The organism is Roseivivax sp. CAU 1761 (assembly GCF_054482755.1).
Genome location: NZ_JBTLRM010000009.1, coordinates 1 through 13,696, shown reverse-complemented (window position 1 = coordinate 13,696; position 13,696 = coordinate 1). Strand labels below are relative to the sequence as shown.

Here is a 13,696-nt window from a genome sequence, read left to right as displayed (position 1 = left end):
GGTGCCGCGATGACCGGCCGGAGCCAGGATACCGTTCTCGCCACCGCGCTGCTGGCGCTTGCCGGGGTCTGGACCTGGCTGGTCGTCGCCACCATCCCCCCGGGGCTCGACGCGGTCGGCCCGCGCAGCTTCCCGCTGGCCTTCGGGCTGATGCTGCTGGTGCTCAGCGGGCTGCTGCTGCTGCGGGCGCTGACCGCCCCGGCCGACCCGGCGGATCCGTCCGAGCCGGGGCCGGGGGAGGGGGCCATGGCCCCGGCGCGCTGGATCACCCTCGGCCTCGTCACCGCCGAGATCGTCGCCTACGCCATGCTGATGAAATACATCGGCTTCGTGCTGGCGACGCCGCTTCTCGTGCTGGCGGTGATGGTCGTCAACCTGCGCGATTTCAGCCCCAAGCGCATCCTTCTCACCGCCGGCGGCATCACCCTGGGCTGCTGGCTGATCTTCGAGAAGGGCCTGGGCATCTACCTTGCCAACGGCATCTGGATCAATCTGGGATAGCGTCATGGACATGGTTCTGAATGCGGCCCTCGAAGCCCTCGCGCCGCTCTCCCTCGCCGCCATCGGCTTCGGCACCGCGATCGGCCTGCTCTTCGGCTCGATCCCCGGCCTGACCTTCACCGTGGCGCTGGCGCTGATCCTGCCCATCACCTTCGCGATGGAGGCGGTGCCGGCCATCGGCATGCTGCTGGGCACCTATATCGGCGGCATGACCGGCGGCTCGGTCTCGGCCATCCTGTTGGGCATTCCCGGCACGCCCTCGGCGGCGGCCACGGTGATGGACGGCCATGCCATGACCAAGAAGGGCACCGCCTCGATCGCGCTCGGCGCGGCGGTCGCCGCTTCGGTCTTCGGCGGCCTGTTCTCGCTCGTGGTGATGATCGTCTCGGTCGACCTGGTCTCCAAGATCGCCATCGGCTTCGGGCCGGCGGAGATCTTCGCGCTGGTGTTCTTCGGCATGGCGACGATCTGCGGCCTCTGCGGCGAGAGCCTGCTGAAGGGCCTCATCGCCGGCGTGCTGGGGCTGATGGTGATGATCGTCGGCATCGACACGATCGACGGCGTGCAGCGCATGACCTTCGGGTCGATCCAGATGCTGCAGGGCGTCGATCTGCTGGTGGCGATGATCGGCCTCTTCGCGATCCCCTTCGTGATCGAGGCCTTCTCCGACCGGCTGCCGATGCAGCAGAACGCGCCGGCCGGCAAGGAGAAGGTCGCCCGGGTCCGCGCCGAGATGCCCTCCCTGCGGCTTCTGTGGCGGAATTCCTGGCTGATGACCCGCTGCTCGGCGCTCGGCACCGGGATCGGCGCCATCCCCGGCACCGGCGGCGCCATCGCGGCCTTCCTCGCCTACGACCATGCCAAGCGTTTCTCGCGCCAGCCCGAAAGCTTCGGGCAGGGCAACATCCAGGGCGTGGTGGCGCCCGAGGCGGCCAACAACGCGGTCACCGGCGGCACCCTGATCCCGCTCCTGTCGCTGGGCATCCCCGGCGATCCGGCCACCGCCATCGTGCTGGCCGGGCTGATGATCCACGGCATCACGCCGGGGCCCGCCCTCTTCATGCAGCACGCGGGCGAGGTCTACGGCATGTATCTGGCGGTGATCGTCGCCTATGTCTGGGTGCTGGGCCTGCAGCTGATCGGCATCCGACTCTTCGTCCATGTGCTGAAGATCCCGCGCGACCTGCTGGCGCTGATCGTGCTGGTGCTCTGCGCCATCGGCGCCTACTCGATCCGCAACAGCGTGTTCGACATCTACATGATGGGGGCGGTGGGCGCGCTGGCCTATGCCCTGATCGCCTTCCGCATCCCGATCACCCCGGTGATCCTCGGCATGGTGCTGGGGCCGACGCTGGAGAACCAGTTCCGCACCGCCATGGCGCTTTCGGGCGGCGACTGGACGACGTTCTTCGCCTCGCCGATCTCCCTCGTCTTCTACGGCTTCGCGGCGCTGATCATCGGCCTGCACTTCGCCAGCGTCCTGAAAGCCGCACGTCATTCGCAGAAAAAGGTAGTGTCCGATGCTTGACAAGGAGCCGTCGCGCCGGGAGGCGCAGGAGCAGATGCGCGCCCGCGCCATTCGTCTGGGCCTCGCCAATTCGGCCGAGGCAGGCCTTGCGGAGCTGGCCCAGGAGGGGCTGGTCGAGACCACCCTGTCCGAGGCGCTGATCCTCGGCCTGCTGAAGCAGGGCGTGACGCAGTACTTCGCCATCTTCGGCCACGGCTCCACCGATCTCGGCGAGGCGCTGCGGGTCTATCACGAGGAAGGCGTGGTGACGGTGGTCAATTGCCGCAACGAGGTCGAGATGGCGCATGCCGCCACCGCCCATGCCTGGGTCTACGGCCGCACCCCGGCGGTGGTGACCTCGATCGGGCCGGGCGGGCTGCAGGCCATGGCCGGCAGTCTCGCGGCGGCCTCGAACGGCATCGGCGTCTACCACATCTACGGTGACGAGACGACGCGCGGCGAGGGCTACAACATGCAGCAGGTGCCGAAGCCCGAGCAGGGCATCTTCGGCAAGATCGGCGCGCTGATGGGCCAGAGCTACACCCTGCACACACCCGAGGCGCTGCGCGAATGCCTGCGCCGCGGCACCGCCTGCGTGCACCATCCCTATCGCGCCGGGCCGTTCTTCCTGATGCTGCCGATCAACACCCAGCCGGCGCGCCTGCGGGTCAATCTCGACACCCTGCCGGGCCGCACCACGCCGCCGCGCGTCGCTCCCGCCGATGCCGGGGCGCTCGACGCCGCGGTGACCCTGCTGCGCCGGAGCCCGCGTGCGGTGATCAAGGCCGGCGGCGGCACCCGCGCTCATCACGCGGCCTTGCGCGACCTCTCGGCGCGGACCGGCATCCCGGTGGTGCTGTCGCCGGGCTCGACCGGGGTGCTCGAGGATGCCGACCCGCTCAACATGCATGTCGGCGGCTCCAAGGGCTCGATCTCGGGCAATTACGCCATGGAGGGGGCCGAACTGGTGCTGATGATCGGCAGCCGCGGCGTCTGCCAGGCCGATTGCTCGGGCACTGGCTATCCGGCGGCAAAGGCGGTGATCAACATCAACGGCGATCTCGACGATCTCAGCCATTACGCCCACACCGTGGCGCTGCCCGGCGACATCTCGGCGGTGATTGCCCGCCTGCTGGAGGCGCTGGGGGAGGATACCGGCGCGGAGGCGCGCACCGAATGGCGCGCCGCCTGCGCCCGCGCCAAGACTGAGTGGACCGGCTTCCGCGCCAGCCGCACCGGCGCCGCGCCGCTCCGCGACGTGGTCTGGCAGCGCCCGGTGCTGACCCAGCCGGCGGCGATCCACACCGTCGCCAGCTTTGCCAAGCGCATCGGCGCGGTGAAGTTCTTCGATGCCGGCGACGTGCAGGCCAACGGCTTCCAGATCGTCGAGGACGACGCGCCGGGCGAGACGGTGACCGAGACCGGCGCCTCCTATATGGGCTTCGCCACCTCGGCGCTCTTGGGCGCGGCCTATGCCGACACCCCGCGCTACGGCGTGGCCTTCACCGGCGACGGGTCCTTCATGATGAACCCGCAGGTGCTGATCGACGCGGTGGAGCACGGCGTGCGCGGCATGATCGCGCTCTTCGACAACCGGCGGATGGCGGCGATCTCCTCGCTCCAGCACGCGCAATACGGCGTCGACTTCAAGACCAATGACGGCGTCGCGGTGGACTACGTGGCGATGGCCGGCGCGGTCTCGGGCGTCAAGGCGCTCTGGGGCGGCACCAGCCGCGAAGAGCTCGACGCGGCGCTCGCCGAGGCTCATGCCCATGACGGGCTGAGCCTTCTGCACATCCCGGTCTATGCCGGCGAGGATCCGGTCGGCGGCATGGGCGCCTACGGCTCCTGGAACGTCGGCAACTGGGTGGCGGACGTGCAGGAGAATTACCTGCGGGCAACGATCTGAGGCCGGGACAACAGGGACCAACAACCATGTATCACGACATCAACCTCTATATCCGGGGCCAGTGGCGGCCGGCCTCCGACCGCGCCACCAAGGCGGTCACCGATCCCGCCTCCGAGGACGTGCTGGGCACCATCCCGGTCGCCACCGAGGCCGATATCGACGAGGCGCTGGCGGCGGCCGAGGCCGGCTTCGCGCTCTGGCGCCGCACCGGCACCTGGGAGCGCGCCGCGAAGCTGCGCCGCACCGCCGAGCTGATCCGCGAGCGCACCGACCAGATCGCCCAGCTGATGTCGCTCGAGACCGGCAAGCCGGTGGCCGAGGCCAGGGGCGAGACCGGCGCCGCCGCCGACCAGTTCGAGTGGTATGCCGAGGAGACCAAGCGGATCTACGGCCAGATCATCGAGAGCCGCACGCCCGAGAGCCGGATGGCGGTGATCCACCAGCCGGTGGGGGTGGTCGCGGCCTTCACCGCGTGGAACTTCCCGGCGCTGCTGCCGGCGCGCAAGATCGCCGCGGCGCTCGGCGCCGGCTGCGCCATCATCGTCAAGCCGGCGGGCGAGACCCCGGCCTCCTGCGCCGCCCTCGTCGCCGCCTGTCACGATGCCGGCATCCCCGAGGGCGTGGTCGGCTTCGTCACCGGCCAGTCGGGCCGCATCGCCCGGCAGCTGATCGGCTCGCCCATCGTGCGCAAGGTCTCGGTCACCGGCTCGGTGCCGGTCGGCAAGGAGATCCTGCGCCTCGCCGCCGAGGGCGTGAAGAAAGTCTCGATGGAGCTCGGCGGCCACGGCCCGGTCATCGTCTTCCCGGATTACGATCCGGTGAAGGCGGCCGAGACCTGCGCCCCGGTGAAGTTCCGCAATTGCGGCCAGGTCTGCATCTCCCCGACCCGGTTCTATGTCCACGAGGACGGCTACGAGGCCTTCGCCTCCCGCTTCGCCGAGATCGCCCGGGGCCTGAAGATCGGCCGCGGCACCGAGGAGGGCGTGCAGGTCGGCCCGATGGCCAACCGCCGCGGCGTCGAGACGGTGCAGCGGATGACCGAGGACGCGCTGGCGCGCGGCGCCGAGCTTCTGACCGGCGGCCGGGTGCCGCCGGGCCGCAACGAGGGCTTCTTCTTCGAGCCCACGGTGCTGGGCCGCGTGCCCGACGACGCGCTGGTGATGACCGAAGAGCCGTTCGGCCCGATCGCGCCGATCACCACCTTCCGCGATTACGACGAGGTCATGGCGCGGGCCAATTCGCTGCCCTTCGGGCTGGCGGGCTACGTCTTTTCCGGTCACCTTGGCACCGCGACGCGGGCGCAGGAGGATCTGGAGGTCGGCATGGTGGGGGTGAACGAGATGCTGCTGGCCACCGCCGAGGCGCCGTTCGGCGGCATCAAGGAATCCGGCATGGGCCGCGAGGGCGGGTCGCTCGGCATCCACGACTACCTCAACCCGAAATACGTGAAGACCAGGCTTCCGGAGTGACGCCAGAATGACAAAAGACGACCAGGGGCAGGGGCTCGCGCGCGGGCTCACCAATTACGGCGACCGCGATTTCTCGGTCTATCTCCGCAATTCCTTCGCCGCCTCGATGGGCTATTCCCGCGAGGTCCTGAAGAAGCCCATCGTAGGCATCGCCAACAGCTTTTCCGGCTTCAACAATTGCCACCGCCACTTCCCCGAGCTGCTCGAGGCGGTGAAGCGCGGCGTGCTCCTGGGCGGCGGGCTGCCGGTCGAGTTCCCGACGATCTCGCTGGGCGAGGTCTTCCTGTCGCCCACGTCGCTGAAGTTCCGCAACCTGATGTCGATGGACACCGAGGAGATGGTGCGGGCCCAGCCGATGGATGCGGTGGTGCTGATGGGCGGCTGCGACAAGACGGTGCCGGCGCAGCTCATGGGCGCGGCCTCGGCCGACCTGCCGGCGGTGCAGCTGGTGGCCGGGCCGATGATGACCTCGCGCTACCAGACCGAGCGGCTGGGCGCCTGCACCGATTGCCGCCGCTTCTGGGGCAAATACCGCGCCGGCGAGGTCTCGACCGAGCAGATCGGCGATATTGAGGGCCGGCTGGCCACCACCGCGGGGACCTGCGCGGTGATGGGCACCGCCTCGACCATGGCCTGCATCGCCGAGACGCTGGGCATGTCGCTGCCCGGCACCGCGGCGATCCCGGCGGTCCATGCCGACCGGCTGCGCGCCGGCGAGGCCTCGGGGCTGGCGGCGGCGCGGATGATCGCGAACCCGATCCGCCCGAGCCAGGTGATCACCGAGAAATCGGTGGAGAACGCGCTCAGGATGCTGCTCGCCCTCGGCGGGTCCACTAATGCCATCATCCACCTGACCGCGGTGGCCGGCCGGCTCGGCATCAAGGTCTCCCTGGAGAAGCTCAACGAGCTCTCCGACACCACCCCGGTGCTGGTCAACCTGAAGCCCGTGGGCACCGATTACATGGAGGATTTCTTCTTCGCCGGCGGCGTCGGCGCGGTGCTGCGCGAGCTCAAGCCGCTGCTGCATCTCGACACCCTGACGGTGGCCGGCACCACCCTGGGCGACCGGCTGGAAGAGGACGAGGGCTGGGTCGATCACCGCATCATCTCGAAGGCCGCGGAGCCGCTCGAGCCGGAGGGCGGCCTCGTGGCGCTCTTCGGCAATCTGGCGCCGCGCGGCGCCATCCTGAAGCGCTCGGCCGCCGATCCGACGCTGTTCGAGAAGGAGGGCCGGGCGGTGGTCTTCACCTCGCTGGCCGATCTCGCCGCCCGCGTCGACGACCCCGATCTCGACATCACCGCGGACGATTTCATGGTGCTGCAGAATGCCGGCCCGAAAAGTGAATCGGGCATGCCCGAGGCCGGCTACCTGCCGATCCCCAAAAAGCTCAGCGCCAAGGGCGTGAAGGACATGGTGCGGATCTCGGATGCCCGGATGTCGGGCACCGCCTTCGGCACCATCGTGCTGCATGTCAGCCCCGAGGCGGCGGTGGGCGGCCCGCTGGCGCTGGTCCGCGACGGCGATCGCATCCGCCTCTCGGTGAAGGAGAAGCGCCTCGAACTCCTGGTCGAGGAGGCCGAGCTGGAGCGCCGCCGCGGCGCCTGGCGCTCCGATGTGGTGCCGCCCGAGGCGCGCCGCGGCTACGACCGCCTCTATGCCGCCGAGGTCGGGCAGGCCGACGAGGGCTGCGACTTCGCCTTCCTGAAGCCGCTCTCCGCCCCCGCGACGTGAGCCGGGCCGCGCGCGTCCGGCCGCGCCCCTTCTCCTGGGAAAAATATCCCGGGGGGTCCGGGGGGCTGGCCCCCCGGTCCCGCCCTGCGGATCCCGCGGATGCGCAGGCCGCCCCGGCCGGGCAGGTCGCCTTGGCGCCGCGGCCCTGGGCCACCCTGGCGGGGGTCTGGGCGCTCTACTTCGCCTTCGGGGCGGGCTTTGCCAACCTGCCGCCGCTGATCGCGCCGATCTCGGCCGAGCTGGGGCTGGGCGGTGCCGCCTCCGGCGCCATCCTCGGCGCCTGGCAAGCCGTGTTCATGCTGGCAGCGCTGCCGGCGGCGCTGGTGATGCTGCGGATCGGGCCGGTGCGGGCGCTGACCTGGGCCGGGCTCTGCGTGCTGGCCTCGCTGGCCCTGCGCGCCGCCGCGCCCGGGCCGTGGATGCTGGGCGCCGCGACGGCGCTGATGGGGCTCGGCGCGCCGGCGATCTCGATCGGCGCGCCGATCCTGGTGCAGCGCGGCTTTCGCGGCCGCTGGCTGGGCTTCGCCACCGGCCTCACCGTCGCGGCGCCGGCGCTCGCGGTGATCCTGAATTTCGCCCTCGATGCCGGCCCGCTGCTGCGGCTGACGGGGCATTGGCGCGGCGTGCTGGCGCTCTGGGCGGGGATCGGCGCCGCCTGTCTCGGCCTCTGGCTGCTGGTGCGCCCGGCCGAAGCGGCGCCGCGGAAGGCGGGCTGGCGCCTGGCGCGCCCGCCGGTCCGGGCGGTCTGGCCCCTCTGCCTCGCCGCGGCGCTGATCTTCTTTCTCGACCATGCCTGGCGGTCCTGGATCACCGAGATCGGCCGCGCCGCCGGCTACCCGCTGGGGCAGGCGGGCCTGCTGTCCTCGCTCTCCGTCGCCATGGGATTGCTGGCCCTGCTGACGCTGCCGGCCTTCGCCGTCACCGCGCGGGCCCGGCTGGTCCTCGCGGCGACGCTCTGCGCCACCGCGGCGCTGGCGCTGGCGGCGCTGTCGGCGCTGCCCGCGGGGCCCGGCTTTCTTGCCGCGGCGGCGCTGGCGGGCTTCGCCACCGGGCCGCTTCTCGCCTTGGGCCTGATGCCGGTCGTCACCGATGCCGGGCTGGCGCCGGAGCGGCGCATCCTGACCATCGCGCTGTTCTTTTCCGCCGCCCAGATCGGCGGCACGCTGGGCCCGCTGAGCTTCGGAGCCCTGCGCGAGACCACCGGCAGCTTCGCCGCGGGCCTGCTCGCGGCCGCCCTTCTTGCCCTGTTCATCCCGCCGCTCTTGCACCTTGCCGCGCCGCGCGGTCAGGGTGGGCCCGCGGCCGGCCGATTGGAGAGACCGAGATGAAGCACATCGTCTATGTCAGCCAGGCGCGGCGCCCGATGGCCCCCGAGGAGCTGCGCGCCCTGCTCGACCACAGCCGTGCCCGCAATGCCCAGAACGGCATCACCGGGCTCCTCGTCTACCGCTATTCCCCCGATGTCGAGCGCGGCAATTTCCTCCAGGTTCTCGAGGGCCCGGATCCCGCCATCGAGGATGTCTGGGCGCGCATCGCTTCCGACCGGCGCCACCATACCATCGTGACGCTGGACGAGGCGCCGCAGCAGGAGCGCATGTTCGCCGATTGGACGATGGGATTCCGCGACGTCGCGGAGGGCGATCTGCGCGAGGCCGCCGGCTTCGCCGATCTGGGCAGCGACGCCTTCTGGGAGCGGGTGCAGCGCGAGGCCCTGCCCGGGGCGCTGGACTTCCTGCGCGGCTTCTACGGCGCCTGAGAGCCGGGACGCCGCCGGCCGCTAGGGCGGCCCGACCCGGTACTCGGCGCCGCCGATCGCCGCCCCCCGGGGCGAGCAGAGCAGCGCGGCCAGCGCCGCTGCGGCGTCCGGGCCGCCGGGCGCCGCGCCGCCTGCGCCGCCCCCCAGGGTCAGGGCGTTGACGGCGATGCCCTGGGCGGCGTGGCTCCGGGCCAGGCTGCGCACCGCCGACAGCAGCGCCGCCCGCGCCGCCGCGGCCGGGGCCTCGGCGGCGTCCATCTCTCCCGGGGCGTCGCCGGCCACGGCGATGATCCGTCCCCAGCGCCGTTCGGCCATGGCCGGCGCGAAGACCCGGACCAGGCGCAGGAAGGACAGCACCTCGGTGTCCCAGGCGCGCTGCCACTCCGCCTCCCCGGTCTCGGCGAGCGGCCGCGACAGCGGCCCGGGGCGGGGCGCCGCGCCGCGGATCACGATGTCGGGCAGGGCAAAGCGGGCCGCCACCGTCTCGGCCAGGCCGTCGATCTGGCGCGCCTCGCCGAGATCGCAATGCAGGGCATGGCAGTCGGGCCCGAGCCGCGCCGCCGCCGCCGCCACCGCCGCGCCGTCGCCATCGACCAGGATGACGCGCGCACCTTCGCGGCAGAGCAGGTCCGCACAGGACAGGGCCGCGCCGCCGCCGCCGGTGATCAGGGCCGTGCGCCCGGACAGGTCCAGATCCATCTCGTCTCCTCCTCCATCGTCGGGAACCGCCGCCGCCGGTTCCCCGCTCACCCGTCCTTCCCGCTATCGTCCGCCGCCGCCGCGGCGTTCCCAGCCAGGCCGCCGCCCGGTGCGGCCCGGTCCGGCAGCGGCGCGCCCATGCGCAGATCGCCGCGCAGCCGCGGCAAGGCCTCGGGGTGCTCGGCCTGCAGCCAGGCCAGCATCTTCTCGCGGATCTCGCAGCGCATGTCCCAGTTCTGCGGCGCCGTGCGCGAACTCATCAGCCCGCGCAGATGCATGGTGTCCTTGTCGGCGTCGACCACCTGCAGCACCTTCACCTGGCCGTCCCAGTAGGGCGATTGCGAGATCGCCTCGTCGAGCTTCTCGCGCATCGCGTCGACCGGCAGCGTGTAATCGACATACCAATAGACCGAGCCGATAATCGAGGCGTTGTCCCGGGTCCAGTTCTGGAACGGCTTCTCGATGAAGTAGGAGAGCGGCACCACCATGCGCCGCCAATCCCAGATCCGCACCACCACGTAGGTGGCGAAGATCTCCTCGATCCAGCCCCATTCGCCCTCCACGATGACCACGTCCTCGACGCGGATCGGCTGGGTCAGGGCGATCTGGATGCCGGCAATCAGGTTCGACAGGACTGGCCGCGCGGCGAAGCCCAGCACGAGGCCCGCGGCCCCCGCCGAGGCGAAGAGGCTGACGCCGTAGCGCTGCACGCTCTCGAAGGTCATCAGCGCGGCCCCCGCCGTCAGCAGCGCGATCAGGATATTTGCGGCGCGGCGCATGACCCTGACCTGCGTGACGAATTTCCGCGCCGCGAGGTTGTCCTCGATGTCCAGCCGGTGCCGGCGCAGCGAACGTTCGGAGAAATGGCTGACCAGCAGGATCGCGGTCCAGCCCATCAGCACGATCACCATGATCAGCGAGATGCGCTGGATCGCGGCCTCGACGCTCCAGGGCAGGTCGATGCGCGGCACGGTCAGGATCAGCGCCAGCAGCACCGCCACCATGCGCAGCGGCCGCCGGGCCCGGCGCAGAAGCTCCGCCCCCATGCCGAGCCGGCCCTCCATCCGGGCGATCGCCGCGGCGAAGAGCACGCGGTGGATCAGCACCGCCGCGCCGAGCGCGAGGCCCAGCAGCAGCACCGGGCCGAGCGCGTCGGGAATCGTGTCGTAGCGGTCCGTCAGTTCGGTCCACATCCGGCGGGCGTCCTCCCGGGCGGGCTACCAGAACCAGACGATGAAGCCGGTCATGGCGAGGATCAGCAGCCCGGCCCAGAGCATCCGGTTGTGCCAGATCGGCGATTCCCACTTGGTGAAGGCGTCGCGGAATTCCTGCGGCGACCAGACCAGATCGCTGCTGACATCCGCGCCGCGGCGCCGCGAGGCGGCCGAGAGACCGAAATGCAGCACGATCCCCAGCGTCATCATCAGGGTCGACATCACCGTGTAGTGGATCTCGGGCAGGCCGAGACTGCTCCAGATGCCGGTGACCTCCTTCATCAGGAACAGCGGGATGCCCAGCACCAGGCCCGCGACGATGGTCCAGAAGGCCCCGGTGCCGTTCAGCCAGGGCACGAAGAGCCCGAGGATGTAGACCACCACGATGGTCGGGATGATGTAGCTGAGCGAGGATTGGAAATAGCTGAAGAGGCTGCCGAAGCTGCCGATGAAGGGCGAGTAGATGGCGCCGAAGACCATGACGAGCCCGGTCACCACCTTGCCGATGCCGACCAGCTTGGGCTCCGACAGGTCGGGCTTCAGCGGCTCGACGAAATCCTTCACCACCAGCGTCGAGGCTGAGTTCAGCGCCGAGTCGAGCGACGACATGATCGCCGCGATCAGCGCCGCCATGATCAGGCCGCGGATGCCGATCGGCATCAGGTCGAAGGCCAGCGTCGGGAAGGCGAGGTCCGGCGTTTCGAGATCGGGGTAGAGTTTCAGCGCGATGATCCCCGGCAGGATCATCAGGAAGAGGTTCGGCAGCTTCAGGAAACCGGCGAAGAGCGCGCCGATCTGGCCCTCGCGCAGGTCCTTCGCGGCCAGGGTGCGCTGCACCACGAACTGGTTGATGGTCCAGTAGTAGAAGCCCAGCAGCACCACACCCCAGATCCCCGTCCAGGGCAGGAAGTCGTTGTCGGCCGGCAGGATCAGGTGCTGCTTGGCCGGCTCCAGCCCCTCGAAGAGCTGCGCCCAGCCGCCGACCTCGTCGAGCCCGATCCAGAACAGCGCCACGGCGCCCGCGATCAGCAGCACCGCCTGCACCGTGTCGGTCACCACCACCGCCGCGAGCCCGCCGAGAATGGTGTAGAGCCCGGCGACCAGGGCCAGCACCGCGATCGCGGTCCAGAGGTTCAAAAGCCCGGTGGTGTTGGAGATCACCAGCCCCCCAGCATAGAGCGCGCCCGCGGTGTCGATGAACATGATCGCGAGGATGGTGAAGAGCGAGAAGGCCCGGCGCGAGCGCACGTCGTAGCGGTGTTCGAGGAATTCCGGGACGGTGGAGATCTTGGCGCGCAGGTAGGAGGGCAGGATGAAGATCGCGAAGAGGATCAGCACCAGCGCCGCGGTCCATTCATAATTGAAGATCGCGATGCCGTTGGCATAGGTGCCGCCCATCAGCCCGACGAAGCTCGACCCCGACATGTTGGAGGCGAAGAGCGAGAAGCCGATCAGGTACCAGGGCAGCGAGCGTCCGGCGAGGAAGTAGTTCGCCGACCCGGCCTTCTGCTTCCGTGCGACATAGACGCCGTGGGCGATGACGCCGGCGAAGTAAACCAGGACGATGGCGTAATCGAGCCAGTGGAGATCGAATTTCGCCTCGCCCATGCGCAGCGCCCCCGTCTTGCCGTAACCTGTCGTGCAACGCACCCCCCGCCGGGCCGTTCCATCCCCTCCGCCAAAGCCCTTGTAAGGACGAGGATTTTCGTCTCGCCGCGGAACCACGGAGGAAACCCGTGGGCGCGGGCGGGGGTTGTGACGGCAAGGGCGCGCATTGCGCCGGGGGGAACTTGGAGCCTTTGATGCCGCTGAAGGTCGAGGTGCATCCGGATCGGGCCGCGCTGGGGCGGGCGGCGGCGGACGAGGTGGCGGAGGCGCTGCGCCGGCGCATCGCCTCCGACGGCGAAGCCGCGCTGGTCCTCGCCACGGGGATGAGCCAGATCGAGGCGCTCGCCGCGCTGGTGGCGGCGCCGGTCGACTGGCGCCGGGTCACCGCCTTCCATCTCGACGAGTATCTTGGCCTGCCCGGCGACCATCCCGCCAGTTTCGTGCGCTACCTCCGCGACCGGTTCGTGAAGCACCTGCCCGATCTCGGGGAATTCGTCCCCGTAGACGGCGCCGGCGACCCCGCCACCGTGGTGGCCGCCCTCGAGGCCCGGATCGCCGGCGCGCCGATCGCCGCCTGCCTCGCGGGGATCGGCACCAACGGCCACCTGGCCTTCAACGAGCCTCCGGCCGATTTCGACACCAGGGCGGCCTACCACCTCGTCGAGCTGGCGGAGAGCACCCGGCAGGCGCCGGTCGACCAGGGCTGGTTCGCGCGGCTCGACGACGTGCCGCGGCGGGGCATCACCATGAGCGTGCCGTACATGCTCGCCGCAGACCGCCTGGTGGTGCTCGCCGCCGGGGCGCGAAAGGCGCCGGTGGTGCGGCGCATCCTCGACGGCCCGCTGGACCCCCGGATTCCCGCCTCGATTCTGCGCGAACACCCCCGCGCCAGCCTGCATCTCGACCGCGAAGCGGCCCCCCGGGCTCCGGAGGCCGGCATGCGCTGACCTTAAGGCCTTGATCTAAAAGCATTAATCGAAGTTCCCCAAAAACTTCCTGGTTTTTTGGATTTTTGGCTTGCGGGTTTGTTTGGTGATCCGTAGATAGCGCTTCACCGGCGGCGCTGAGGCGCTGGCGGGGCCGGACGGGCCGGGGCTGAGAGGCCGGGTTGGTTCGGGACATCGAGAGCGGGATCGGGCGGGCGCGCCGTTGAGTTAGGGCGCAACCGGTCGGTTTTAGTCTCTCGGGCTCTTTGACATTGCTGGTATCTGAAGAGATATGCGGGCGGTTCGGTTCATTCGATGGATCAGACGTCTGTATATCGGCTCCGTAGGCTTCGGCCGATGATCGGAGTGTCAGCT

At 70.3% G+C, this 13,696-nt stretch carries 11 protein-coding genes; 8 read left to right on the top strand and 3 right to left on the bottom strand.

Going from position 1 to position 13,696, the window contains the following annotated elements; genetic code table 11:
• The first annotated feature begins 9 nt into the window (after positions 1 to 9).
• From ACXYMW_RS07735 to ACXYMW_RS07705, 7 genes are all read left to right on the top strand, one after another.
• Entirely contained in the window at positions 10 to 501 is a 492-nt protein-coding gene (locus tag ACXYMW_RS07735; protein WP_459034735.1) for a tripartite tricarboxylate transporter TctB family protein, read from the top strand.
• A 4-nt stretch (positions 502 to 505) separates the two neighbouring features.
• Positions 506 to 2,029: a tripartite tricarboxylate transporter permease gene (locus tag ACXYMW_RS07730; RefSeq protein ID WP_459034734.1), complete on the top strand. Its 1,524-nt coding sequence runs from the start codon at positions 506 to 508 to the stop codon at positions 2,027 to 2,029.
• On the top strand, positions 2,022 to 3,917 hold the full coding sequence (locus ACXYMW_RS07725; protein ID WP_459034733.1) for a thiamine pyrophosphate-binding protein: 1,896 nt from the start codon (positions 2,022 to 2,024) through the stop codon (positions 3,915 to 3,917). The genes ACXYMW_RS07730 and ACXYMW_RS07725 overlap by 8 nt, the downstream gene beginning before the upstream one ends.
• Before the next feature lie 26 nt (positions 3,918 to 3,943).
• A complete protein-coding gene (locus ACXYMW_RS07720; RefSeq protein WP_459034732.1) occupies positions 3,944 to 5,386 on the top strand; it encodes an NAD-dependent succinate-semialdehyde dehydrogenase in 1,443 nt (480 codons plus the stop codon).
• 7 nt (positions 5,387 to 5,393) lie between these two features.
• Positions 5,394 to 7,118 carry a dihydroxy-acid dehydratase gene (locus tag ACXYMW_RS07715; protein ID WP_459034731.1) on the top strand — a complete coding sequence of 575 codons (1,725 nt, stop codon included), beginning with the start codon at positions 5,394 to 5,396 and terminating at the stop codon, positions 7,116 to 7,118.
• 131 nt (positions 7,119 to 7,249) lie between these two features.
• Positions 7,250 to 8,446, top strand: coding sequence for an MFS transporter (locus ACXYMW_RS07710; protein WP_459034730.1), 1,197 nt, complete (start codon positions 7,250 to 7,252; stop codon positions 8,444 to 8,446).
• Positions 8,443 to 8,874, top strand: a complete 432-nt coding sequence (locus ACXYMW_RS07705) for a BLUF domain-containing protein (RefSeq protein ID WP_459034729.1) — start codon at positions 8,443 to 8,445, stop codon at positions 8,872 to 8,874. Before ACXYMW_RS07710 ends, ACXYMW_RS07705 begins: the two co-directional genes overlap by 4 nt.
• 21 nt (positions 8,875 to 8,895) lie before the next feature.
• Here ACXYMW_RS07705 and ACXYMW_RS07700 read toward each other — a convergent pair whose 3' ends face one another.
• From ACXYMW_RS07700 to ACXYMW_RS07690, 3 genes are read right to left on the bottom strand one after another with little or no spacing between them, the layout of a single operon-like run.
• Positions 8,896 to 9,573: an SDR family NAD(P)-dependent oxidoreductase gene (locus tag ACXYMW_RS07700; RefSeq protein WP_459034728.1), complete on the bottom strand. Its 678-nt coding sequence runs from the start codon at positions 9,571 to 9,573 to the stop codon at positions 8,896 to 8,898.
• Between the two features lie 47 nt (positions 9,574 to 9,620).
• Positions 9,621 to 10,766: a mechanosensitive ion channel family protein gene (locus tag ACXYMW_RS07695; RefSeq protein WP_459034727.1), complete on the bottom strand. Its 1,146-nt coding sequence runs from the start codon at positions 10,764 to 10,766 to the stop codon at positions 9,621 to 9,623.
• 24 nt (positions 10,767 to 10,790) lie between these two features.
• Entirely contained in the window at positions 10,791 to 12,395 is a 1,605-nt protein-coding gene (locus ACXYMW_RS07690) for a sodium:solute symporter (RefSeq protein ID WP_459034726.1), read from the bottom strand.
• Between the two features lie 194 nt (positions 12,396 to 12,589).
• On the opposite strand from ACXYMW_RS07690, the gene ACXYMW_RS07685 reads away from it, so the two are divergent.
• Positions 12,590 to 13,342: a 6-phosphogluconolactonase gene (locus ACXYMW_RS07685; protein ID WP_459034725.1), complete on the top strand. Its 753-nt coding sequence runs from the start codon at positions 12,590 to 12,592 to the stop codon at positions 13,340 to 13,342.
• Positions 13,343 to 13,696 lie beyond the last annotated feature (354 nt).